Annotated in this window: 20 protein-coding genes; 18 read left to right on the forward strand and 2 right to left on the reverse strand. The window is 45.8% G+C overall.

Translation table 11 applies throughout. From position 1 onward, the window contains the following. Positions 1–31: 31 nt before the first annotated feature. The 4 genes from leuC (at position 32) to cimA (ending at position 4649) form a co-directional block, all read left to right on the forward strand. The gene (gene leuC, locus FTV88_RS01055; protein ID WP_153723991.1) at positions 32–1294 is read left to right on the forward strand and encodes a 3-isopropylmalate dehydratase large subunit; all 1263 of its coding nucleotides are present in this window, start codon (positions 32–34) and stop codon (positions 1292–1294) included. Between the two features lies 1 nt (position 1295). Beyond that, positions 1296–1802 carry a 3-isopropylmalate dehydratase small subunit gene (gene leuD, locus FTV88_RS01060; protein ID WP_153723992.1) on the forward strand — a complete coding sequence of 169 codons (507 nt, stop codon included), beginning with the start codon at positions 1296–1298 and terminating at the stop codon, positions 1800–1802. A gap of 94 nt (positions 1803–1896) precedes the next feature. Then, on the forward strand, positions 1897–2967 hold the full coding sequence (gene leuB, locus FTV88_RS01065; RefSeq protein WP_153723993.1) for a 3-isopropylmalate dehydrogenase: 1071 nt from the start codon (positions 1897–1899) through the stop codon (positions 2965–2967). 53 nt (positions 2968–3020) lie between these two features. Then, complete coding sequence (gene cimA, locus FTV88_RS01070) at positions 3021–4649, forward strand: citramalate synthase (protein ID WP_153723994.1); 1629 nt, start codon at positions 3021–3023, stop codon at positions 4647–4649. A 124-nt stretch (positions 4650–4773) separates the two neighbouring features. Here the strand turns inward: cimA and FTV88_RS01075 are convergent, their stop codons facing one another. After that, a complete protein-coding gene (locus FTV88_RS01075) occupies positions 4774–5133 on the reverse strand; it encodes a small basic family protein (protein WP_153723995.1) in 360 nt (119 codons plus the stop codon). Positions 5134–5368: 235 nt separating this feature from the next. Between FTV88_RS01075 and cdaA the strand changes: the two genes are divergently transcribed. The 7 genes from cdaA to FTV88_RS01110 all read left to right on the forward strand — a co-directional run bounded on the left by cdaA (position 5369) and on the right by FTV88_RS01110 (position 14124). Beyond that, positions 5369–6181 (forward strand): diadenylate cyclase CdaA, encoded by an 813-nt coding sequence (gene cdaA, locus FTV88_RS01080; protein WP_153726446.1) that lies wholly within the window; start codon positions 5369–5371, stop codon positions 6179–6181. 2 nt (positions 6182–6183) lie between these two features. After that, positions 6184–7245: a CdaR family protein gene (locus FTV88_RS01085; RefSeq protein WP_162007841.1), complete on the forward strand. Its 1062-nt coding sequence runs from the start codon at positions 6184–6186 to the stop codon at positions 7243–7245. A gap of 35 nt (positions 7246–7280) precedes the next feature. Then, positions 7281–8957 carry an NAD(P)/FAD-dependent oxidoreductase gene (locus FTV88_RS01090; RefSeq protein ID WP_153723997.1) on the forward strand — a complete coding sequence of 559 codons (1677 nt, stop codon included), beginning with the start codon at positions 7281–7283 and terminating at the stop codon, positions 8955–8957. Positions 8958–9307: 350 nt separating this feature from the next. After that, on the forward strand, positions 9308–10648 hold the full coding sequence (glmM, locus tag FTV88_RS01095; RefSeq protein WP_153723998.1) for a phosphoglucosamine mutase: 1341 nt from the start codon (positions 9308–9310) through the stop codon (positions 10646–10648). Between the two features lie 464 nt (positions 10649–11112). Next, positions 11113–12936 (forward strand): glutamine--fructose-6-phosphate transaminase (isomerizing), encoded by a 1824-nt coding sequence (glmS, locus tag FTV88_RS01100; RefSeq protein ID WP_153723999.1) that lies wholly within the window; start codon positions 11113–11115, stop codon positions 12934–12936. A gap of 103 nt (positions 12937–13039) precedes the next feature. Then, positions 13040–13507, forward strand: coding sequence for a PD-(D/E)XK nuclease family transposase (locus FTV88_RS01105; protein ID WP_279236981.1), 468 nt, complete (start codon positions 13040–13042; stop codon positions 13505–13507). Then, positions 13504–14124, forward strand: a complete 621-nt coding sequence (locus FTV88_RS01110; protein WP_207707894.1) for a class I SAM-dependent methyltransferase — start codon at positions 13504–13506, stop codon at positions 14122–14124. The genes FTV88_RS01105 and FTV88_RS01110 overlap by 4 nt, the downstream gene beginning before the upstream one ends. Positions 14125–14283: 159 nt before the next feature. Here FTV88_RS01110 and FTV88_RS01115 read toward each other — a convergent pair whose 3' ends face one another. Continuing rightward, positions 14284–16062 (reverse strand): methyl-accepting chemotaxis protein, encoded by a 1779-nt coding sequence (locus FTV88_RS01115; protein WP_153724001.1) that lies wholly within the window; start codon positions 16060–16062, stop codon positions 14284–14286. A gap of 412 nt (positions 16063–16474) precedes the next feature. On the opposite strand from FTV88_RS01115, the gene FTV88_RS01120 reads away from it, so the two are divergent. From FTV88_RS01120 to FTV88_RS01145, 7 genes are all read left to right on the forward strand, one after another. Continuing rightward, positions 16475–19003: an ATP-binding protein gene (locus FTV88_RS01120; protein WP_153724002.1), complete on the forward strand. Its 2529-nt coding sequence runs from the start codon at positions 16475–16477 to the stop codon at positions 19001–19003. 196 nt (positions 19004–19199) lie between these two features. Beyond that, a complete protein-coding gene (locus FTV88_RS01125) occupies positions 19200–19832 on the forward strand; it encodes a hypothetical protein (RefSeq protein WP_153724003.1) in 633 nt (210 codons plus the stop codon). A 184-nt stretch (positions 19833–20016) separates the two neighbouring features. Next, positions 20017–21771: an aldehyde ferredoxin oxidoreductase family protein gene (locus FTV88_RS01130; RefSeq protein ID WP_153724004.1), complete on the forward strand. Its 1755-nt coding sequence runs from the start codon at positions 20017–20019 to the stop codon at positions 21769–21771. Positions 21772–21866: 95 nt separating this feature from the next. Then, positions 21867–22028, forward strand: a complete 162-nt coding sequence (locus tag FTV88_RS01135) for a hypothetical protein (protein ID WP_153724005.1) — start codon at positions 21867–21869, stop codon at positions 22026–22028. 114 nt (positions 22029–22142) lie between these two features. Next, positions 22143–22274, forward strand: a complete 132-nt coding sequence (locus FTV88_RS15965) for a hypothetical protein (RefSeq protein ID WP_279236921.1) — start codon at positions 22143–22145, stop codon at positions 22272–22274. A gap of 220 nt (positions 22275–22494) precedes the next feature. Beyond that, positions 22495–23622 carry a CaiB/BaiF CoA transferase family protein gene (locus FTV88_RS01140; RefSeq protein WP_162007842.1) on the forward strand — a complete coding sequence of 376 codons (1128 nt, stop codon included), beginning with the start codon at positions 22495–22497 and terminating at the stop codon, positions 23620–23622. Positions 23623–23625: 3 nt separating this feature from the next. Beyond that, the gene (locus tag FTV88_RS01145; protein WP_207707895.1) at positions 23626–24258 is read left to right on the forward strand and encodes a class I SAM-dependent methyltransferase; all 633 of its coding nucleotides are present in this window, start codon (positions 23626–23628) and stop codon (positions 24256–24258) included. The last annotated feature ends 7 nt before the right edge of the window (positions 24259–24265 follow it).

Below are 24265 nucleotides of genomic sequence, written 5' to 3' on the forward strand. Positions count from 1 at the left end.
TGTTCTCCTTAGAGAGGAGAACGCAATAGCCATGGCGATGACCATCACAGAAAAAATCCTGGCGGCTCATGCCGGCAAAGACAAAGTCGAGCCCGGCGAACTTATTCACGCCAAGCTCGATATCGTACTGGCCAACGACGTAACAGCGCCCGTCTCCATCAAAGAACTAGAAAAAATCAACTTGGAAACAGTTTTCGACAAAGACAAAGTTGTTCTCGTACAAGATCACTTTGTCCCAGCGAAAGACATTAAATCAGCAGAACAAGGCAAAATCGTCCGCGACTTTGCCCGCAAACACGACATTACCCATCACTATGACGTCGGGGAAATGGGTATTGAACATTGCCTCTTACCTGAAAAAGGCCTCGTTCTCCCCGGTGACACTGTCATCGGCGCCGATTCCCACACTTGCACCTACGGTGCCCTAGGCGCCTTTGCTACAGGCGTTGGTTCCACAGACCTAGCCGCTGGCATTGCCCTCGGTGAAGCTTGGTTCAAAGTGCCTGAATCAATCAAATTTGAATATGATGGTGAACTGCCTGAAGACGTGACCGGCAAAGACCTGATCTTACATACAATCGGTGACATTGGTGTTGACGGCGCACTCTATCAATCCATGGAATTTACAGGCTCCGCCATTGATAACCTTTCTATGGACGGCCGCATGACCATGGCGAACATGGCCATCGAAGCAGGTGCCAAAAACGGCATTATCGCACCAGACAAAACAACCATTGCCTACGTCGAAGAAAGAGCCCAAAGACCTTACAAAGTCTATCAATCGGACGACGATGCCAAGTACAACAAAGTAATCAAGTACGATGTAGAAAAGCTCGAGCCGGTTGTAGCCTTCCCCCACTTGCCAGAAAACACCAGACCCGTTAGCGAAGCAGGTCACGTAGAAATCGATCAAGTCGTCATTGGCTCTTGCACCAACGGTCGCATCGAAGACTTGCGCCTCGCCGCCAAAGTGATGCAAGGCAAAAAAGTACACAAAAATGTACGCTGCATCATCTTCCCCGGCACGCAAGCCATCTACAAGCAAGCGATTCGCGAAGGCATCATTGAAATTTTCATTGACGCGGGCGCCGCCGTCTCCACGCCAACCTGTGGGCCTTGCTTGGGCGGACACATGGGTATCTTAGCCAAAGGAGAGCGTTCCTTAGCCACCACGAACCGCAACTTTGTCGGACGGATGGGACACCCTGAAAGTGAAGTTTACCTTTGTGCACCCCATGTAGCAGCAGCCTCTGCCATTGCAGGCCACATTGTACATCCTCGGGAGGTGGAGTAAGATGGAATTCGTAGGAAAAGTATGGAAGTTTGGCAAGGACATCGATACAGACGCCATCATTCCAGCACGCTATCTTAACACAACATCACCTGAAGAACTGGCCAAGCATTGTATGGAAGATGCCGACCCCACCTTCCCAGAAAAAGTACAACCTGGTGATATTATCGTAGCTGATAAAAACTTTGGTTGTGGCTCTTCCCGAGAGCACGCACCCATTGCCATCAAAGCTTGTGGCATTCCCTGCGTCATTGCCAAATCATTTGCTCGTATATTCTTCCGCAACTCCATCAACATCGGCTTGCCTATCTTCGAATGCCCTGAAGCCGTTGATGCCATAGAAGAAGGACACATCATTCGCGTTGCCGCCGACGAAGGCCTTATCGTCAACGTCACCACAGGCCAAAGCTACAAAATCACACCCCTGCCAGAATCTATGCAAAAACTCATCCGTGATGGCGGCCTCATGGCCTACGTTAAAAATCGCCTTGAAGAAGAAAAAGCACAATAACCAGCTGTTATTGCGCAATAAATGCCTTGGCTTCCTTGGCAACTTGGCGATTCATACAACTTCTTCAAAATAACGAATAAGGTGGCTAGATACCATGACCTATCGTATTGCCGTATTACCAGGTGATGGCATCGGCGTAGAAGTGGTACCCCAGGCTTTGCGGGTCCTCGAAGCAATCGCTTCTAAGTATGGAATGTCCTTTCAATTTACAGAAGCCCTCATCGGCGGTGCAGCCATCGATGCAACAGGCCATCCTCTGCCAACAGAAACATTAGAACTCTGCCAAAAAAGCGATGCCGTCTTTTTGGGTGCTATCGGTGGACCGAAGTGGGATACCCTCCCTGTCCATCTACGCCCTGAAGGCGCAGCCTTACTGCCGCTGCGCAAGCATCTAGGACTATATGCCAATGTCCGCCCTTGCCGCGCCTTTTCTGCCTTAATCGATGCTTCTACCTTAAAGCGTGACGTCATCGAAGGCACGGACTTGCTTGTCATGCGAGAGCTTACAGGCGGTCTCTACTTTGGCGAGAAAAAGCGGGAAACCATCGAAGGTGGAGAGCGAGCTGTTGACACCCTCGTCTACACCACCGCTGAAGTAGAGCGAATCGTGCGCCTTGCTTTCGAAGCGGCTCGCAAACGTCGCGGTGAAGTTTGCTCTGTCGACAAAGCCAACGTTTTGGAGTCATCAAGACTCTGGCGCGAGACAACGATGCGTATTGCCGCCGACTATCCTGACGTAACGCTGACGCATATGTATGTTGATAACTGCGCCATGCAATTGGTCCGTTATCCCAAGCAATTTGATGTCATTGTCACAGAGAATATGTTTGGCGACATACTGACCGATCAAGCCTCCATGTTAGCTGGATCTCTAGGCATGCTCCCTTCAGCTTCCATCGGTGGCCAAGTGGCCCTTTATGAGCCTGCCCACGGCTCAGCGCCTGACATTGCTGGACAGAACAAAGCCAACCCCTTAGCCACCATCTTATCAGCGGCCATGATGCTAGAATACTCTTTCAACCAAGTAGAAGCAGCGCGAGAAATCGAAAAAGCTGTCGAAGCAGTTCTGAACAAAGGCTATCGCACTGGCGACATCATGGAAGCAGGAAAAACCCTGGTGAATACAGTAGAAATGACCGATCGCGTCATCGAAGAGCTGGCCTAAGCCCGGCTCTTTCCCTGTCTAATCGACTGTTGAAAAGAGGTGCCTTCATTCGTATGGAGCGCGTATTTATCTATGACACTACGTTGCGTGATGGGACGCAAGGCGAAGGCATCTCCCTCAGTGTGGAAGACAAAGTAAAAATTGCAGTACGACTCGATCAACTTGGCGTAGCATACATTGAGGGTGGATGGCCAGCCTCAAACCCCAAAGACATGGAATTTTTTCTACGAGCCAAAGAAATGAAATGGAAAAATGCCAAAATAGCTGCCTTTGGCTCAACCTGCCGCCCCGGTACCAAAGCAAGCGAAGACAGCAACTTGCAAAGCTTGGTTCAATCGGGCGCACCCGTCGCCACTATCTTTGGAAAGACCTGGGACTATCATGTCACAGCCGCTTTGCGCACCACCTTAGAAGAGAACTTGCGCATTATTTACGATTCTGTTCAATACTTAAAAGAAGCAGGCTTAGAAGTCGTATTCGACGCAGAACACTTTTTTGATGGCTACAAAGCCAACCCAGCCTACGCCAAAGAAACAGTTCTCAAAGCAGAGCAAGCCGGTGCTGACTGGATTGTTCTTTGCGACACCAACGGTGGAACCTTGCCCCAGGATATCTTATCTATAACCCAGGAAATGGCTTTTTACTTGCGAGCACCCCTCGGTATTCATGCCCACAACGATAGCGATCTGGCGGTAGCCAACTCCATCATTTCTGTACTCGGTGGTGCCCGTCAAGTACAAGGGACCATGAATGGCTACGGGGAACGCTCTGGCAATGCCAACCTTTGCTCTATCATTCCGAACCTACAAGTTAAAATGAATCTAGAATGCTTGCCTGGTGAGAACTTGAAGCAACTTACCGAAGCGGCTCACTACGTTGCCGAGATAGCCAACGTGACCTTGCGTAACGACATGCCTTTCGTAGGTCATTCAGCCTTTGCCCACAAAGGTGGCATGCACGTATCAGCTCTCTTAAAAGACCCGAGCACCTATGAACACATGGAACCAGAATCTGTAGGCAACCAACGCCGTGTCTTAGTTTCAGAACTTTCAGGTACTAGTAACTTGATCTACAAAGCCAAAGAGCTAGGACTCGATATTAACAAACAGAACAAAGAGACCAAAGACATTATCGAGTCTCTCAAAACACTGGAACACCAAGGTTATCAATTTGAAGGCGCTGAAGCCTCTTTTGAGCTGCTTTTGCGACGCGCTTTTGGGGAAGAGCAAGTACCTTTCGTTCTTGACTCTATCCGACTGTTGATTGAAAAACGCTCTGACGGTGACTTCACGTCAGAAGCGATGATCAAACTGCGTGTTGACGATCAAGTCATTCACACAGCCGCTGAAGGCAACGGTCCTGTGAACGCAGTCGACAACGCCTTGCGTAAAGCCTTGAGTGAACACTACAGCTTCTTAAAGGATTGCCACTTGGCAGACTATAAAGTGCGGGTCATTGACGAAAAAGATGCCACAGCCGCAAAAGTACGGGTTCTTATAGAGACACGAGATCAGCAAGACGCCTGGAGCACTGTCGGCGTATCGACGAACATCATAGAAGCCTCCTGGCAAGCCTTACTAGATTCTTTCCGCTATGGCTTACTCAAGCAAGAAAAAGCAAAAGGGGCAAAGGAAGCAGAAAGCACAGAAGAAGCTTCCAAGAAAGGCGAAGCTGTGATATAGTAAAAATTAGGCAATCGAAAAAAGCCTGCCCCTTGTTCAAGGGGGCAGGCTTGGTCATGTCTCTTGTCTTTTAAGCGTTTTTCAAGCTTCTATTTCTAGATGTGCCTTTCATAATTTTTACGGCTTACTGTAAGCGATCTTTTGGTCTACCGACAATACGGTCAATAATATAACGACGAATTACTGCGAGGTTTTGGAAAATTCTTACGCCAAAAGCAAAGACCGCAGCTAGGAATAAATCTACGCCGAGGCGATCTCCCAGATAGGCTAGGAGGGCAGCCAAGATGGCATTGAAGAAGAAACCAGTTAGTAGAATTAAAGCGTCAAAACGATCTTCTAGATAGCCCCGCAAAGAACCAAAAACCGAATCAAGTGCGGCCAGTAAAGCTACAGACATATACTTGGCATACTCCGTGGGGATGGTAATAGACAACGCCGCACCGATTATGATCCCCGCTATTAAACCTATCAAGGGGAGCCACATGACTCTAACACACCACCTTCGCCTTGAATCACTGAACGAAACCTTCTTGTCCCCATCCATATAACCATTGTACACCCTTGTACACGCGCCAAAGTCTAATCTTCTCCCAGAAGACTTCTCTTTATATAGTCTTGTCCCATTGGAATCTAGGATTATTATAGACATAAACCTTTATTTCCCACAAGGTATTTTTACGAAAAGAAAAGAAACCATTGTTAGAGAAGAGGTGATATGCTTGTTTCCGCCAGCCTTTGAACAGTTTGATATTTTGTCAGTCATTGATATTCTCTTGGTAGCTTATATTATCTATCGACTCACCTTATTTATAAAAGGCACCCGGGCTGTACAACTGCTCAAAGGTTTTGGTGTGCTCATTATCGCCTCCTACTTAAGCGAAGCTTTGAATCTTACTACTTTGAGCTGGATCTTAAAGCAAGCTTGGACAGCTTTGATCGTAGCTTTGCCGATTGTCTTTCAACCGGAATTGCGACGCACTCTGGAACAGCTTGGAAGAGGGAAGCTTTTTCGCGCTTCGGTCCCTATTATGGGAGAAGAAGATCGAAGCCAATTAATTGGAGAAGTTGTCCGAGCCATTGGCATATTAACGAAAAACAAAATCGGCGCTTTGCTTATTTTTGAGCGCCAGACTGGTGTCAACGATGTTATTGAGACAGGGACGAAGATCGACGGTAAAGTATCGGCTGAATTTTTGGTTAACATCTTTATCCCCAACACGCCTTTGCACGATGGCGCTGTTGTCATTCAAGGCGATCGCGTCGCCGCCGCAGGCTGTTATCTCCCTTTGACGGACAACCCTGACGTATCGAAAGAGATGGGCACTCGTCACCGTGCTGGTATAGGAATCACCGAGCAGAGCGATGCTGTTTCAGTCATTGTCTCTGAAGAGACAGGCACCATTTCTGTGGCTATCGATGGTATCATTACACGCCATCTCGATGAGACGACCTTATCAGCACGACTGGAAGAACTGCTGCAACCGAAAAACAGCAACAGCCGACCCTTTTGGCAATGGAGGAGTGGTCGATAGAAATGGATATTGCAGCAGAAGCTCGTAAAAACTGGGTATACAAAATCGCCGCCATCAGTCTCGCCATCTTACTCTGGATCTATGTACAAGCAGAGCACCAAGGAACGCAAGTTCTGACCATTCCTTTAGAAGTAGAGGGCATGCAAGCGGGGCTCGTCATAGAACCAGAACTTCCTCGTGTCGTCGAACTGCGTGTTCGTGGTCCGCGAGCGACCTTACAGAACCTTTCCGCGAAAGACTTTCAAGCCTCTTTATCCATGAGCGACATAGAGCTAGGGGCCGTTCAACGGACCATTCAAGTTAACTCACCGCCAAACATTCAAGTCATCAGTTACACACCCTCAGAGTTAGATATCAACGTCGATATATTAGAAAATCGATCTTTGCCTGTGCAGTATGAGCTAAAAGGAACGGTGCCGGCTGGTTACTTTATGCGAGATCCTGTTTTACAGCCTGCAGAAGTCATTATTAGTGGGCCTCGAGAACGAGTTCGCGCTGTCCAGAGAGCAACCATAGAAATTCCAATTGCATCTACAGAAACTTTTAGTCAAAAAATCCCCGTACGACTCGTTGAGACAGGTGCCAACCGCACCATCGGTGATATTCGGATTTCACCACAATCCATTGACGTAACTGTCCCAATTGTAGAAGAATTGGCTAGCAAAAGCGTTCCCATTGAACCTCAACTTTCAGGAGCACCCGCCAAAGGTCTTCGGATTACAGGGACTCGTGTAGAGCCTGCCAACCTTACAATAACAGCAGGTTCAGAGCGTATCAAAGACATTGAGAGCTTGCGTACCCTACCGATTGACATTAACGAGATCAAAGGCGAAGTGACGCGAGAAGTCAACCTCATGATCCCCACAGGCGTACAGACTCAAAACGGTATCAGCCGCGTTAAAGTGACTGTTCTCGTAGAAGGCCAACTAGAAGAAGCCAGGCCTGCACCCACAACACCAATAGGACCACCAGCCGGACAAGGGCCCACAACACCTATAGAGCCACAGAACCCACCAGAAAATGGTGAGCCAGCCCCTGCTGAGGGTCTCGATGAAGAGTTCTAAGTAGTGAAGACTAGAGAAGGAGACGGACAGTAGAATTGAAGCTACGAATTGCCAACCTACGAGCCGGACTAACAGAAAATAAAGAACAAATCATAAAAAAAGCAGCCAAGCGCTTGGGCCTACGAATGACGCAAATCGCCCATCTTGAGATTACCAAAGAAGCCATTGATGCTCGCAAAAAGCAAGAACTTCGTCTCGTCTACACCGTAGAAGTAGAGTTACAAAAGGGCGTCAAAGTGGCCCCGGCTGTCTTTGATAAAGACCGCCAGATTGTCCAAGTGACCGATGAAGTGCCTGGACCTTTGCTGCGAGGCAGCGAACCACTGCGACAACGCCCTGTCGTTGTCGGTGCCGGTCCCTGTGGCTACTTTGCTGCTCTAAAGCTAGCAGAAGCAGGCTATCGACCTATCTTACTAGAGCGTGGGCAAGCGGTCGCTCAAAGAGCAGAAGACGTAGAGACGTTTTGGCAAAGTGGCCAGCTCAATCTCGACTCTAATGTGCAGTATGGAGAAGGCGGTGCTGGTACTTTCTCCGACGGCAAACTTACGACCAGAACCCATGATCGTAGAATTGGCGAAGTCTTTACGACGTTTGTAGAAGCAGGAGCGCCCGAAGAGATTAAAGTAAAAGCAAAACCTCACATTGGCACCGATCGCTTGCGTACCGTTGTGGCGCAGTTGCGTCAACGCCTAGAATCTCTTGGAGGCAGCGTTTTTTTTGGTGCTAAGGTAGAAAGTTTGCTTTTAGAAAAAGAACAGACCCATGCGCATAAGGCAACGCAACAAGAACGGAAAGTAGTAGGCCTGTCTCTTGCAAATGGCAACTCTCTTGATGGTATGGCACCGGGTGGAGAACTAAAAACCTCTATAGTCATACTCGCCATGGGGCACAGTGCCCGCGATACAGCCAAAGCGTTATACGATCAAGACGTTCCTTTTGAAGAAAAACCTTTTGCCATAGGCCTTCGTGTTGAACATCCCCAAGCTTTGATCGATGAAAGCCAGTATGGGGAATGGGCTGGCCATCCTCGTCTTGGTGTGGCTGATTACCAACTTCATACCAAGCTGGTTACGGAAGAGCGCACTGTGTTTTCCTTCTGCATGTGCCCCGGTGGCCAAGTCGTAGCGGCCGCATCGGAAGAAGGTGGCGTTGTTACCAACGGTATGAGCGCCTACGCCCGAGATAGTGCCGTAGCCAACTCAGCGCTTGTCGTATCGGTAAAGCCAGAAGATTTTCCGATACCAGGTCCCCTCGGTGGCGTTGAATTCCAGCGCATCTGGGAACGGAAAGCCTATCAAGCTGGAGGCAGCAATTACAAAGCGCCGGCTCAATCGGTAGAAGGCTTTCTCCAAGATCAGAAAGGCGATTTATCCGGTCTTGCCGTACAGCCCACGTACCGACCCGGCGTTGAAGCCGTAAACCTACGAGACTGCCTACCGAAAGAAGTTGGAGAAGCCCTCGTCGCTGGTTTAGAAGACTTTGGTCGTAAGATCAAAGGTTTTAACGGTGGCGATGCTGTTTTAACAGGTGTTGAGACAAGAACATCAGCGCCTTGGCGTATCCCTAGAGACGAATCACTTCAATCTATCGGCGTTCAAGGCCTCTATCCTGCTGGTGAAGGAGCCGGTTACGCTGGAGGTATTGTTAGCGCTGCCGTCGACGGCTTGCGCGTTGCAGAAGCAATTATTGCGACCTATCGTTTGGTGCAGTAACGCTGAGGGGACCGTTTGTTTGTCACGCTTTTTTTAGGGGCATGACGAAAATAGCTACTTTGTGGTGGGGTCAGGCCTTATTCATTCCTTCCGAACGGACTCATCCCACGCCATGAGCGGCAGCGTAGCTGCCGATGGCTGAGGTCTGAAGTCCTCTCTCCAGGAATGAATAAGGCCTGACCCAGGTACAGCTTGCTGGCGGTAACAGCGTGGGACCAGTCCAGAGCGGAGGAAAGCGTGATGACCAGTCCCCTGCACAAAGTTACCCCAACGTAATCAAGAAAAGTTATTTTCATTTCTGGTATGTGCCATATAGGCACTTTGATTTATGATATAAGGAGTTCGAGTTCGTGGTAAAAAGATTATTTGGAACTGACGGTGTCAGAGGCGTGGCCAATCAAGAATTGACGCCGGAGTTGGCCTTCCGCCTAGGCCGTTCCGGTGCCTATGTCCTAGGGCGTGACATAGAAAAGCCCAAGATTGTAATTGGGAAAGATACAAGAATTTCAGGTGATATGTTAGAAGCGGCCTTGATCGCCGGCATTACCTCAGTCGGTGCCGACGTCTTAAAAGTTGGTGTCCTGCCTACGCCAGGCATTGCTTTTTTGACAAGGCAGTTAGGCGCGACAGCAGGTGTTGTTATCTCAGCTTCTCATAACCCTGTAGAAGACAATGGCATTAAGTTTATCGGCGGCAACGGTTATAAGCTTTCCGATGCGTTAGAAGAAGAAATTGAACAACTTTGTGGACCTCACTCTACCTCGGACTTGCCTGCTCCTACTGGAACAGCCATTGGGCGGGTCTATGAAGTCGCTGATGCTGCTCAACAATATAGTGATTTTCTCCAGTCCACCATTCAAAGCGATCTTGCTGGATTGAAGGTAGTTCTAGATGGTGCCAATGGGGCAGCCTCACAAATTGCACCAAAAGTGCTCCAAGAGCTAGGCGCTGAAGTAATTACGCTACACTGCCAACCTGATGGAACGAATATTAACAAAGCTTGCGGATCGACCCACCCAGAGGACCTCTGCCAAGCTGTTGTAAAAGAAAAAGCCCATGTAGGCCTCGCCTATGATGGCGATGCCGATCGCTTAATTGCAGTCGATGAAAAAGGCCAAATCGTTGACGGCGATCAAATTATGGTAACTTGCGCCTTACATATGAAAGAGAAAAATGAACTTGTCAAGAACATGGTAGCCCTTACTGTGATGAGCAATTTAGGGCTTCACATTGCTTTGAAAAAGGCTGGCATCGAGATAGTAGAGACCAAAGTGGGCGATCGCTATGTCTTAGAAGCACTGCGCGAAAAAGGTGCCATCTTCGGTGGTGAACAGTCTGGTCATATTCTCTTTTTACAACATAACACGACTGGTGATGGCATTCTAACAGGCTTACAATTGCTGGCCGTGATGAAAGAAAGGGGACTTCCTCTTTCCACACTAGCCGGACAAATGAACAAACTACCACAGTTGCTTGTTAACGTACGCGTCAAAGATAAAAGTTGCATGGACAATGAAACTGTCCAAAATGCCATTGCCAAAGGGCAAAAAACACTGGAAGGACGAGGTCGCATTCTTGTACGGCCTTCGGGGACAGAACCGTTGATTCGTGTCATGGGTGAAGGACCTGATCAAGAAGAGCTAACGGCAATTGTAGAAGAGATTGCCGATGTTTTTCGAAGCTACTGTTAGGGACAGGAGGGAATAGAAAGGGACGGTTTTTTGGTGACATAGAAGAACCGTCCTCTCTGTTCCCCCTAGGATCATAAAAAAATCTATGTACTCGAGGGTTGCAGACTGCTTGTCTTACTGATACAATGAATCATAACTGACTTGGAAAAGGCTAGAAAAGATAACATGCTGACAAAAGAAGAGATAGCGCCAGAGCCGCAAAAGGATCCGCGAAGATAGGGTTCATTGCGGTTGACGAGGAAGGGGATTATCGAAGGTTTCGGCGGATGCCCCTCGGTTGCTCACAGTCGATAGCAAGGTACACAAAGCCTGCAAGCAATTGCAGAGACAAAGAGCCTTGCAGTGGGTGTCAGGATAGCTGTGCCCTTTTTAGCCACCAGATTTTTTTGCATATAGTGCGAAAAAGGTGGTTTTTTTGTGCCCTTTTCCAAGCTCAGGCATACGTAAAAGGGGGATATTATATTATGTGCGGGATTGTCGGTTATATCGGCACGAAAAAAGCGGCGCCCATCTTACTAGAAGGTCTGAAGAAGTTAGAGTATCGTGGTTACGACTCCGCAGGCATTGCTGTGTTAGAAGATGAAGTGATTCAAGTGCAAAAGTCTGTGGGCAGACTGGCAGAGCTGGAAGGAAAACTTAACGGCTCAGCCCCTTGCGGTTGTATCGGCATTGGCCACACACGCTGGGCCACCCACGGCAAGCCTTCTAATGAGAACTCCCATCCTCACCAAGATTGCTGCGGTGACTTTGCAGTTGTTCATAACGGCATTATTGAAAACTACCTAGCTCTGAAAGAGAAGCTAGAAGCGCAAGGACACAAATTCTGCTCTGAGACAGACACAGAAGTGCTGGCCCATCTGGTAGAAATCTACTACGAAGGCGATCTAGAAGAAGCCGTTCGTAAAGTGGCCAAAGAGCTAGAAGGCTCCTTCGCCTGCGCTTTTATCACCAAAAAAGAACCGGGTAAGATTGTAGCCCTACGCAAAGACAGTCCTCTTGTCGTTGGCCTTGGGGAAGGAGAGTACTTCCTCGCTTCTGATATTCCAGCCATTTTGAATCATACACGCCTTACCTACGTGTTAGACGACGGTGAAATGGTCCTGATGACCCAAGATAAAGTAACCGTTAAAAAAGTTTGTAGTGGCGAAATCATCGAAAAAGAAATCTTCGAAGTAAAGTGGGATCCCGTAGCTGCCGAGAAAAATGGCTACGACCACTTTATGCTCAAAGAAATCTATGAACAACCGAAAGCCATTCGCGACACCATCGCAGGTCGCATTAACGGTGGTGTGAATTTAGATAAAGTACTCATTGATCGTCAACTGTTGGTAGACGCACGCAATGTAACCATCGTCGCTTGCGGCACCGCCTACCACGCCGGACTCGTTGGGAAATACATCATCGAGAGCGTCGCACGCATTCCTGTAGAAGTGGACATTGCTTCAGAATTCCGCTACCGCAACCCTCTCGTCGACGAAAAAACTTTAATGGTCGTGGTCAGCCAATCGGGTGAAACAGCCGACACTTTAGCAGCCCTGCGAGAAGCCCGCTCTAAAGGTGCCAAAGTTTTTGCGATTACCAACGTACTCGGATCGTCCATTGCCCGAGAAGCTGACTCTGTTCTCTATACCCTAGCCGGTCCTGAGATAGCCGTTGCTTCCACGAAAGCCTACACTACCCAGTTAGCAGCCATGAACTTCCTGGCCCTGGCTCTCGCTGAAGCAAGAGGCACTTTGGGCCAGACGGAAATTCAGACAATTGCAGAAGCCATGCAAGCTCTTCCGGCTCAAATCGAAGAAATCTTAAAGCAAGCCGACAAAGTGAAAGAAGTAACCGAAGCGATCAAAGAATGGGAGAATCTTTTCTATATCGGTCGCAGCGTAGACTATGCCGTAGCCATGGAAGGCTCACTCAAGCTCAAAGAAATCTCCTACATTCACGCAGAAGCTTACGCCGCTGGCGAACTAAAGCACGGCACCTTGGCCTTGATTACTGAGGGTATCCCTGTTATCGCCTTAGCCACACAAGAACAAGTCCTCGACAAAACCATCTCCAACATCCAAGAAGTACGAGCAAGAGGTGCCCATATCATCGCTGTTGCTCAAGAAGGCAATAAAGAGATTGCCAACTATGCTGATGTAGTGCTTACTGTACCACGGACGCACCCCGTCTTAACGCCCCTGTTAGCTGTTGTACCTTTGCAACTGCTGGCTTATTATACAGCGGTTGTGCGCGGTTGTGACGTTGATAAGCCACGGAATTTGGCGAAAAGTGTGACGGTGGAGTAACATTGTTTCTACAAAAAACTACCTAATTGTACTTTGAAAAGTCCCTTGCATTGGTTAATAAATCAGTGCAGGGGATTTTTGCGTACTGTGATTCGGGGAAGCAATTAGTAGAAGTGTTTATTATAATGCCAGAATGGTATCGAATATATTGAAAAAAGGGGAAGACTATAATAGACTTCCCAAAACTGTAACAATCATCATTACAGGATATCGTCAATTTCTTGAAAGCAATGCCTATCGTCATCGGTTTCATTGGTGGGAAGATGAACAACCTATATTGCTGTCTGAACGACAAGAGATAATATTTTTAGATTTGGTCATGATTCGAAGATTATGTAACCGCGGTTTATTGGGAGACAAGAGAAAAAGCGATCGCAGTATTAAGTGGATGTTGTTTTTGCTAGCGAAAGAAAACAATGCCATAGCCAGGGAGGTAGAAGAAATGGGTCTGCATGATCCTACGTTAGAAAAAGCAATCCGTGATCTCGAAAGAATTAGTAGCGATCCGAAAGTTATTGCGGAATATGAAGCCCGTCTCAAATATGAGTATGATCAAGCGGCCATGAAGTGAGTGAGCAATCGTCTGTAATTAAGGAGAAGTTTAATCAAAAAGCGGACAAATATGATCGCGTGATGGCCCCGATGGAAAAGATGATGATGGCAAAATGGCGGACCCAATTGTTACGAAAAGCACAGGGGTTGGTTCTAGAAGCCGGGGTCGGGACGGGTGCTAACCTTCCTTATTATCCGGCGGGTGTAAAGGTGATTGCCGTTGATTTTAGCTCTAGAATGCTAGAATTGGCAGCAAAAAAACTTCCACAGACTAAAGCAGAAGTTGAATTGAAAGTGGCCGATATACAGGCGTTGACCTTTACTGACAATACTTTTGATACGGTTATAACGGCTTGTGTTTTTTGTACTGTGCCCGATCCGCTTCAAGGTTTTAGAGAACTTCGCAGAGTTACTAAACCAGATGGCAAACTGTACTTCCTCGAGCATGTCCGCAGTGAGAATGTTCTTTTAGGCCCAGTTATGGACTACTTGAACCCAATTGTCTTACGACATATGGGAAGCAATATTAACCGCAGAACAGAAGAGAATATTCAGCGATCAGGCATGAAAATATTGCAGTGTGACAAGTTGTTCGGCGATATTGTAAAAAGGCTTACCGTAATACCCAATAAATAGCTTGAAACCGGGTTGTAAAGCCCGGTTTCAGATTGCCATTCTTCTCGAATCTTCTTGCATTAGCCCTATATGGAAATAACAAAAATTCTGTTTTTGTTAGCGAAAGAAAACGATGCCATTGCCAGATGGCAGAGCAATCAAGATGAAATACCGCCGATTTTAACCCTTTAATTGAAACCGTGTCATCATTCTATCAAGTTCTAAGGCCATTAAACTGAGTCCTTTGGCTGCATCGGCAAGCTCTTTCATCGATTTGGACTGATCTTGGGTGGAACCAGACATGACTTCTGTGGCGGCAGTGTTTTGCTCAATGATGGCGATGAGATTTTCTGTTCGCTTAAGAACTTCCTGGGATGTTTTTTTCACAATACCAACAGCGTTGATAACTTGATCAATGTCGATATTTACATTCTTAAGGTCTATAAAAACAGCTTGGAAGGCCTCGCCAGCTTGTCCTACGAGCTGGGCACCTTCTTCGGCTTCCTTGTGACTGTTTTGCATCATAATAACAGCCCTATCCGTTTGCTTCTGAATTTCTTGAATGAGAAGGCTCACTTCCTGTGCTGACAAAGCAGACTGCTCGGCCAATTTTCTCACTTCGTCGGCTACAACGGCAAAGCCAAGTCCGTTGGTGCCAGCACGCGCCGCCTCGATGGCCGCATTTAAGGCCAAAAGGTTCGTCTGCCTAGCTATAGTCTGGATAACTTGAACGATTTCACCAGCTTTTTCTGTTTTGGAAGCCAGTGTATGAACCGTATCAGTTCCTTGGTCGACGGACTGTTGTAAGCGATCCATCTGAAGCATAGCATTTTTTACAGTCTCATCTCCTGTCATTGCATGCGTCAAGGCATTGCTAGCACATTGATTGAGGGTGGTCATACTTCCTGTTACATCTTGCATTTCACCCATGATCCGATCGACCGTGGAAACGACGTTGCTCAAATCTACCTGGCTTTGTTCTGCTTGTTGAGCAATGCCATTGGAAGCGTCTGTAATCTCTTGAGAAGATAAAGCTAAGTGGGTTGTCTCTTTTTCCAATTGAAGCGACGACTGATGCAGTTGGTTCGAGGTATTATGTAGTCTTTGTACGATGTCTCGCCAAGTACGGATCAAGTTGTTCATGGATTTGTTCATCTGACCAAGTTCATCAATCCGGTTCGTAGCAGGCAGCTCCACATTCAAATTCCCCTCCGTTAGGGATTGAAGTACATTCACACTTTCTTGCAGAGGCTTGGTGATAAGCCGTCGTAAAAGAAAGAAAATCAGACCGAAAATGACAATTGTAGCGATGAGTCCGGTAGTTAAGATAAGCTTTAAATGGTTCTCTATTGAGAGAATCATGCTCTCTTTTGGAATTAAGACACTGATTCCGCCCCGTAGTTCCCCTACGGTGTAGCCTTCTTTGGCATAACCAGTAATGTCGATTTCCCCCGGAGGACCTCCATGGCAACTGAGACAACTTTCGTTAATAGGAAGGGGTACGATATATCGATAATAGAGAGTATCGTCGATCTGGTCGTTACCATAAAGTTCTTTCAAATCGGGATTGGTAAGAAATTGCTCCAAACTTTTTATTTCCCATTCATCGGGGGCGTTGCTTGAATTTCGATATTCCAAGCTGGTCTGTCGGACCTTGGTTTCGGAATTCTTGTTAAACTCAGTGGCAATCAAATAGGCGGCACGAGCCGGGTTCAGCCCTTTAAACTCGTAGTTTCCTTTTGAATCATGATTGATCCGGTCCTGATGAAGTGCAAAAAAGCTTCGTTGGGCGATAACTTGGGCCGTCAACAATCGAGCCTGTTCGAGGAGTTGCTTTTCGCCTTCTTTCATCAAGTCATGATATACAAGAATGATAGCAGCTCCGAGAAATAGGGAAATGACGAGAATGAGGGTCACAATGAATCGCAAAGCTACGTTAGAGCGAATGTACTGGATCATGCTGCGCCCCCTCGATTATTCTATTCAGTTGCTGTGGTAGTACTAACTTGCACGATTGACATTGCACTTTTCGTCCACTGTACAACTTTCACGGAATGACCTAAAAGTTTACTGTAATATTACTGTATTGATTAAAAAGATAGCATACTTCATCGAGTTTAACAAGAAAGATATAAGCGGAACCGAGTGTAAATAATTGGCCATTGTTGATTTCGAGCAAAAGCAAGAAATAAAGTTTAAAAACAAAAACAAGCAATCATTAATATTTTTAATTTATAAGTTTAATTTCTATTATATCATTGAAAAATCAAATAATAATAAGCATTTGCCAAAAAAATAACTACCATAAATAAGTCAACTCAGGTAAAATATATTAGAAACCTAAAGTAGAGCTACCAATAAGGAGAAAAATATGGGGGAAAAGTTTTCGCATAGTAATCCAGTCCTCGCCTCTATGCCTTACGGTTATGCCTTGCATAAAGCAATTTTTGATTCAAATAATCAAATTGTTGATTATATATTTATAGAAGTGAACAAGGCCTTTGAAGATATAACGAACTTACAAAGCCAGGAACTCGTCAATAAAAGAGCTAGTGGAGTTTTTCACAAAGATAACGTCTTTAATTTTGTACAACCACTACAGAAAAGAAAGCTCAAAAAGCATTCAGGACACTCAGATACCTTTGAAATATACTACAAGAAGGAAAACAAGTGGTTTCAAGTAGAGTTGTTTTTTACCAGTTCGCAGCATTTTGCTGTAACCTTTCATGATATTAGTACGGCAAAGAAAAATGAAATCTATAAAGAAGTGATCGAAAGACAACAAGAGATGGTTTGTCGCTATTTACCCGATACGACGCTGACTTTTGTGAATGAAGCTTACTGTAACCACTTTGGTTTTTCTGAAGAAGAGTTGCTCGGGAAAAAGTTTCTTTTTTTATTTCCCGAAGAAGCCCATGAGCCAATACTGAATAATATAGAAAATATTATTAAGAATAAATCTAAAATCACTTGTGAACATCTCACGGCCTTGCCACAAAGCAATCAAAAGAGGTGGCAAAAGTGGATAAACTACCCTCTTTTTGATAGTAACAACGAAGTTGTAGAGTTTCTCACAGCAGGGATAGACATTACGGCACAGAAAGAAGCAGAGTTATCCTTAAAGCTTCGTGAATCTTTGCTAGAGGCAGTCAATGTGACAGCAGAAAAACTTTTAAAATGTCATGAGTGGGAACAAGTCGTACCTCAAGCACTTCGTCAACTTGGAGAAATCACCGATGTAAGTCGTATCATTTTGTTCAAAAAGATGGTTACCGAGGATGGGAAAGAAGATTTACAATTGCACTGTGAGTGGCACAAGCCAACGCTTGCGCCTCTTGTAACAACGAGTGAATCTTTTAGGAAGCAGTGGCAATCTGTCGAACAAGCCGAATGGTACAGCTTCTTAACCAAAAATCACATTATTAACAAACAAGTCGAAGAACTACCCCCTTCTGTACAAGCTTTTTTTCGAGAAAAAGGCGTAAAAACAGTGCTCATAGCACCTATTTTTGTAGAGCGGCAATGGTGGGGAGGTCTGAGCTTTGAACAACAAATAGATTCTAGAGAATGGTCGGAGTCAGAAATTGATGTAATCGCAATTTTTACCAGCCTTCTAGGTGCTGCTATGGAACGAATGCAGGTAGAAAAGCGGCTTGTCCAAGCCAAGGAAGAGGCCGACCGAGCGAACAAAGCGAAGTCAGATTTTCTTGCTACCATCAGCCACGAAATACGAACACCCATTCATGGAATTATGGGCATGGCCGACTTAGCGCGAATGACCGATTTATCGGAGCAACAACAAAACTATATCAAGACCATTCTCCAGTCATCACAAACGTTGCTCGATATTATCAATGATATCTTAGACTATAGCAAAATCGAATCAAAGACACTTCAAATACGAGAAAAAGTCTTGAACCTACCAGCTTTACTCAACGAAGTATTTCAAATTTTCCTGCCGACAAAATTTGAAAAAGACGTAGACTTGATCTTGTCGCTTCCTTCTAATATACCAACGATTTGTCTCGGTGACCCTCTTCGAATTCGTCAAATCTTGCTTAATCTTTTAGGCAATGCTGTGAAGTTTACGGAAAAGGGCTCCGTGTCCTTACAACTTTCCTGTCCAGAAAAAACATATTTGCCTGGAGAAATTGTACCTATTGAAATCACAGTTACCGATACAGGCATTGGCATACCCCATGACCGACTAGAGAGTATCTTTGCTGCTTTTGCGCAAATAGACAGTTCCATGGGGCGAAATTATGAAGGCACCGGCCTTGGCTTAGCTATCTCGAAAAAATTAGCCCAGCTTATGGGGGGATCTATTTCTGTTGAAAGTGAAATCGACCAAGGAAGCACTTTCCGCTTGCAACTGCCTTTGAAGGTTGTAGAAGTAGAAGAGAGCGACGCAAAGGAAGGTTCAGTTTCGAAAAAAGAAGAAGATCTGAAAGTAGAGATTGATAGTACGATCACCACGAAGAAAGATTTCGAATCTTCTTTAGAACAGGAAGAAAGAAAAAGTTCAAGGTATAATCATACGATTTTAATTACAGAAGACAACCCAGTGAACATGATGATTGCCAGAGAACGAGTTAGAAAGTTAGGCTATAAAGTAATAGAAGCACGAAATGGCATCGAAGCTGTAGAGCAGTTCTTAAACGAATCGATTGATTTGATTTTTATGGACTTACACATGCCGGACATGGACGGCATGGAAGCAACTCGTATCATTCGGAAAATCACAGAACGGGAAAAGCGTAGAGAAGTTCCCATAATAGCGCTTACTGCCGATGCGATGAAAGGCAACCGAGAAAAATGCCTAGCCGCTGGCATGGATGACTATATTACCAAACCGTTCAAGCGAGAAGATATTGAAAAAGCCATAGCTTGTTACTTATAAGAACACAGAAACACAGGGGACTTGGACCTCCTGTGTTTATTTTTATGTATCCAGTAATGCTAGGTTAGGAGACTTTTTGACACTCTTTTTAATTGGATGAGATTGTGCATTGCTGCGCTTTCTAGGCAACGATACAATGAAAAAGATAAACTTGCCTAGTCAGGAACATACAGTTTGCGGAGAGAGGGGTGCCTTCATGGCAAGCTCAGTTTACGACAGCGATTTCTATAAAGACGTTGAAACCAAAGTACAAGATCTTATCAACAAATACAGCAAAATGTTATCATCTCAAACCATTAATAGCCCCCGCTCTATTGGCGATTCACTGCAAGATATTTTAAGTGATGAATTTCAAGCCATCTTAGGAGATAAATGCAAAGACTTCTCCACCAGTGTAACACGTCGCTCCCTAGAAGATCTGAAATTCACAGATACAGAAGGCTATACCCACTGGGTCGATGTCAAAACCCATAACCTAGATACCAAGTTCAGCATGCCCAATCTTATCTCAGTAAAGAGACTGGCCGAATTGTACAAAGAGGATTCGAACTATTTTGCCTTGCTGCTTATCGATTATAAAGTACAGCAAGGCAAACTAGAGGTTACGAAAGTAATGTTCTTTCCCATTGAGTTTTTGTCTTGGGAGTCCATGTCCATTGGTGCTTTAGGGTGGGGTCAGTTGCAAATCACCGATTCCAACCGGGTGAAGATATTGGACCAGAATTGCAGAGAGAAGTGGATTGGGGAGTTCAAAACAAATGTATTACGATTTTATCGGAATGAGATGAACAAGATTGGGCAGCGTGTGACTTATTTTGAGGCGCTCTAGGTCTCTCACAATAAAAAACAAAAGTTACCAAGAAAAGGGGTTCTAACCAAGAGTGTTGATAGGCCGTTGCAATTGTATTTCATTGGGACATTTCGTTGCGAAGATATAAAGCCTTTGGAGAATACTTCTGCGTGAAAAGCAAAAAATACGAAAAAAGCAATAACACAGTGAAAGGTGCTTTTCGATGGAAGAAAAAATCTTACGCGTGAACATGGCCAAGGGAACGGCTCAAGAAGAGCCTGTGCCGCCTTCTTACCAAAGCCTAGGAGGGCGAGCGCTAACGTCCAAAATCATTCTCGATGAAGTGGAACCAACCTGTCATCCCCTGGGCAAACAAAACAAACTCGTCATCGCCGCTGGCATCTTATCAGGGACCAAATGCCCCAATTCAGGCCGCCTCTCTATCGGTGGCAAAAGCCCTTTAACCAACGGTATTAAAGAAGCCAATGCAGGCACTCCTATTTCCCACCAATTGGCCAGTCTTGGTTACAAAGCCATTGTTGTAGAAGAAGCACCAGAAGGAGAAGAACAATATCTACTCTATCTCTCTGAAGAAGGTGCACGCTTAGAACCAGCCGGTGACATAGCGGGTCTAGGCACTTACGATCTGAACAGCCGCCTACGAGAGCGCTATCATGAGAAAATTTACGTGCTTTGCATTGGACCTGCTGGAGAAAAGCTCATGCGCAATGCAGGCATATCCTGTAATGATCCTGAAGGCGGCCCTGGTCGCTTTGCCGGTCGCGGTGGCCTTGGTGCACTAATGGGCTCTAAAAAGCTAAAAGCCATCATCTTCGATACGAGCAAGATTTTCCACGCACCCATTCAAGAGAAAGAAAAATTCAGCGAAGCCTCGAAGAAGTTTGCTAAAATCCTCCGTGATAATCCCATCAGCGGTGAAGGCCTACCCAAATACGGAACCAATGTCTTAATGAACTTGGTGAATGAAGCAGGCGCCTTGCCAACGAAAAATTTTCGCTATGGAACTTTTGAGGGTGCCGACAAAGTAAGCGGGGAAGAGCTAGCAGCAAGAGCGCTGGCACGAGGTGGCGCAGGAACACCGACGCACAACTGTCACCCGGGCTGCGTCATTCGATGCTCCAATATTTATCCCGATGAAAAGGGAGAAGTCCTCTGCTCTCCTATTGAATATGAAACTGTCTGGGCTTTAGGCCCCAACTTAATGATTGACGATCTTGATGTAATTGCTCGCTTGAACCGTATCTGTAACGACCTAGGTCTAGATACCATTGAAGCCGGCGGTGCCTTAGGCGTGGCGATGGAAGCTGGCATTATTCCTTTTGGCGATGGACCTGGCGCCATTCGTTTGCTAGAAGAAGTCGGAACGGGTACGCCTCTAGGCCATATTATTGGACAAGGCGCTGATAGTGTTGGCAAGACCTATGGCGTTACTCGCGTCGCCACTGTTAAAGGTCAACACCTACCAGCCTATGATCCGAGAGCGATTAAAGGAATTGGCGTCACTTATGCAATGACAACGATGGGTGCTGATCATACGGCCGGATACAGTGTGACTCACAACCTCTTGAAATCAGGTGGCTATGTAGATCCCTTAAAGCCAGAAGGACAAGTAAAGCTATCTGTAGATTTACAAGTAGCAACTGCAGCCCTTGACTCTTTTGGCTTGTGTATCTTTGTTGCCTTTGCACTTCTTGACAATCCCGAGGGCTGGCCAACGGTCGTCGATATCTGGAATGCCAAGACAGGAAAGAATCATAGCATGGAAGAAATTCTCGAGCTCGGGAGAGAGGTAATGCGAGCTGAGCGTGAGTTTAACAAAAGGGTCGGCTTTACACCTGCCCATGACCGCTTGCCTGAGTTCTTCCGAACAGAGCCACTGCCTCCCCACAATACAATCTTCGATGTCAAAGCGGAAGAAATGGATGAAATGAACGAGAAATTTAATATGTATCATTAGTACCAAAAACAAAAGCTAGATATCAGAATTAGAAGCCAGAAAGAGACTTAGGTTCTTTAGAAGACCTACTTTCTCATAGAAAATGAGGTGATAAAGTGACACAAGATAAATCGATGAATCAAATTCAAGAAGCTCTTGGGCAAGGATTGAAGATTGGATCACAAAAAGAAGAGCTAGAGCGGATGGTCAATGATAGAAGAGGAATTCGGAAGAAATTAGAGCAAACGGAGAAGTTTGTGTCCGATCAGGACTTATGAATAAGTGATAACTTAGTGGTTACCAATCATTACCAACTCTCATAGGCTATACAAAGGCACAGGAAGCAAGGTGCTTTCTTGTCTTGAAAGCCAATGAGAGGAGGAGTGATTGTCATGGCTCGTCTAACGCCACGGGTCCTACTTCGTCGTGGAACTTGTATCTGTTTTCGTGTTGATCGACGCAACAGACTGAGAACAACAGGTAGATTCCGTTGTCGTCGTCTTCCTATTGTTCGTCGGGTTTAATATCGAAGCCTAGTAACACTCTCCTGACACAGTGAACTGAAAAAAGTGTAGAAAAATCCTGGCAGTGCTATAAGAGCGGCTGTCAGATTTTCTATGGTGCCATGGAGCCTGATACGAAATAACCCCAAGAAAAGAAGTAATAATTTTCTGAATCTTCATGCTATAATGTAACGACAGAAAACTTCTGCTTCTCAATTACAAAGAGAAAGGGGTCCTTATCTTGCTACAAGGTATCAAAGTTCTAGATTTATCTCGTCTCTATCCTGGGCCTATGGCCAGTTGGTTGCTTGCCGATATGGGGGCTGAAGTTATTAAAGTGGAAGACCCTCAACAAGGCGACTATTTCCGCGAGATGGGCCCCTCTTTCGATGGCATGAGCACCTACTACCGCAGTATCAATGGTAATAAAAAAAGCGTCATCTTAGACTTAAAACAAGATCAAGATCGAGAAACTTTTTATACCCTCGTTCGTCAATCACAGGTCTTATTGGAAAGCTTTCGCCCCGGTGTGGCTTCAAGGCTGAAAGTAGGGTATGAAGATCTAAAACCTTTACAACCCAGTCTTGTCTACTGCTCCCTCAGTGCTTACGGTCAAGAAAGTCCTCTCAAAAACCGTCCAGCCCATGATTTGAACGTGGTCGCATTATCAGGTATTTTACATCTGATGGGTCTTCAAGATAAGCCGATCCCAGTGCCACCGATTCAATTGGCTGATGTTACATCTGCCTATTATGCAGTAATTGCGATTCTTGGGGGGGTGTTGAACCAAGCGCGAACAGGGCAAGGGTCTTATGTTGATGTATCCATGCTAGACAGCTTATACAACTGGTTAGCCATTCACATAGCCAGCGAAGAAAAACCTTTACGGCGAGAAGATATGGAGTTATCGGGCAACTTGGTCTGTTACAATATATATGAAACGAAAGAGGGTCGCCACATAGCTTTTGCGCCTTTGGAGCCTAAGTTTTGGAAGAATTTTTGTCGAGCGATTCATCGCGAAGACTTGCTATCACAACATATGGAACGGGCCGAACCGGGCAATAGCACCTATGAAACAGTAAAAGCAATTTTTCGCTCTAAGACGTTAGAAGAATGGCGACCTCTTTTGGAAGAATATGATGCTTGTTGGGAGCCTGTTCTAACGCCCGAAGAAGCTTTGAACACAGCTCACATTCAACAACGCAATTTACTTTTACAACGAGGAAAAGGATTTACAGAACTTGCCTTTCCTCTGAAAGCATCAACCTTGTCTTCAAAGCCTCGCCGGGAAGCGCCCCGAGCAGGTCAAGATCAGGAAGAGGTTGTTGGGGGTCTTATTCAACTGTGCCTAAGGAGCGAGGTGACATAGAGATTGACTTTATCAAAATCTAAATCTAATAGGATTCATGAAGCTGAAACTATGACGATTCAGTACTACGAAGAGCACGGCGAGGCTTTTTATGATGCAACTGTCCATGCTGATCTTTCTGCTCTGTACAAGCCTTTCTTGGCATCGCTACCGTCACAAAGCCATATTCTCGATGCTGGATCAGGCTCTGGTCGCGATAGTCGTTTTTTTCTCGATCAAGGCTATGAGGTAACTTCGATAGATGCTTCGAAAGCGATGGTTGAAAAAACGACTGTTTTAACGGGTAGAGAAGCTTTGCATTTACGCTTTGACCAGATTGAATTTGAAAATATTTTTGATGGCATCTGGGCTTGTGCTTCTTTGCTTCATGTTCCACCTACGGCCATAGACGATGTTCTTTATCGCTTGACAAGAGCTTTGAGAGAAGGCGGTATTATGTATTGTTCTTTTAAGTATGGTGAAGGAACAGAATATCGAGGGGGTCGCTTTTTTGCCAATTATAATGAAAGAACCTGGCAAGAGGTTCTTTCAAGGCAGAAGGAGAATCCGTTAAAACTTCTTCAATTATGGAAGACCCAAGATGTGCGTCCTGGTCGGGATGAAGAGTGGTGGTTGAATTGTTTGGTGGAGCGATGATGTTTTT

Origin of the sequence: Heliorestis convoluta (genome assembly GCF_009649955.1) — a bacterium.
Classification (GTDB): domain Bacteria; phylum Bacillota; class Desulfitobacteriia; order Heliobacteriales; family Heliobacteriaceae; genus Heliorestis; species Heliorestis convoluta.

What these genes read in the sequence shown, in the direction of transcription:
- leuC (WP_153723991.1), top strand. Translation starts at nt 32, where the DNA reads ATGGCGATGACCATCACAGAAAAAATCCTGGCGGCTCATGCCGGCAAA.
- leuD (WP_153723992.1), top strand. Translation starts at nt 1,296, where the DNA reads ATGGAATTCGTAGGAAAAGTATGGAAGTTTGGCAAGGACATCGATACA.
- leuB (WP_153723993.1), top strand. Translation starts at nt 1,897, where the DNA reads ATGACCTATCGTATTGCCGTATTACCAGGTGATGGCATCGGCGTAGAA.
- cimA (WP_153723994.1), top strand. Translation starts at nt 3,021, where the DNA reads ATGGAGCGCGTATTTATCTATGACACTACGTTGCGTGATGGGACGCAA.
- FTV88_RS01075 (WP_153723995.1), bottom strand. Translation starts at nt 5,133, where the DNA reads ATGTGGCTCCCCTTGATAGGTTTAATAGCGGGGATCATAATCGGTGCG.
- FTV88_RS01085 (WP_162007841.1), top strand. Translation starts at nt 6,184, where the DNA reads ATGGATATTGCAGCAGAAGCTCGTAAAAACTGGGTATACAAAATCGCC.
- glmS (WP_153723999.1), top strand. Translation starts at nt 11,113, where the DNA reads ATGTGCGGGATTGTCGGTTATATCGGCACGAAAAAAGCGGCGCCCATC.
- FTV88_RS01115 (WP_153724001.1), bottom strand. Translation starts at nt 16,062, where the DNA reads ATGATCCAGTACATTCGCTCTAACGTAGCTTTGCGATTCATTGTGACC.
- FTV88_RS01120 (WP_153724002.1), top strand. Translation starts at nt 16,475, where the DNA reads ATGGGGGAAAAGTTTTCGCATAGTAATCCAGTCCTCGCCTCTATGCCT.
- FTV88_RS01125 (WP_153724003.1), top strand. Translation starts at nt 19,200, where the DNA reads ATGGCAAGCTCAGTTTACGACAGCGATTTCTATAAAGACGTTGAAACC.
- FTV88_RS01130 (WP_153724004.1), top strand. Translation starts at nt 20,017, where the DNA reads ATGGAAGAAAAAATCTTACGCGTGAACATGGCCAAGGGAACGGCTCAA.
- FTV88_RS15965 (WP_279236921.1), top strand. Translation starts at nt 22,143, where the DNA reads ATGGCTCGTCTAACGCCACGGGTCCTACTTCGTCGTGGAACTTGTATC.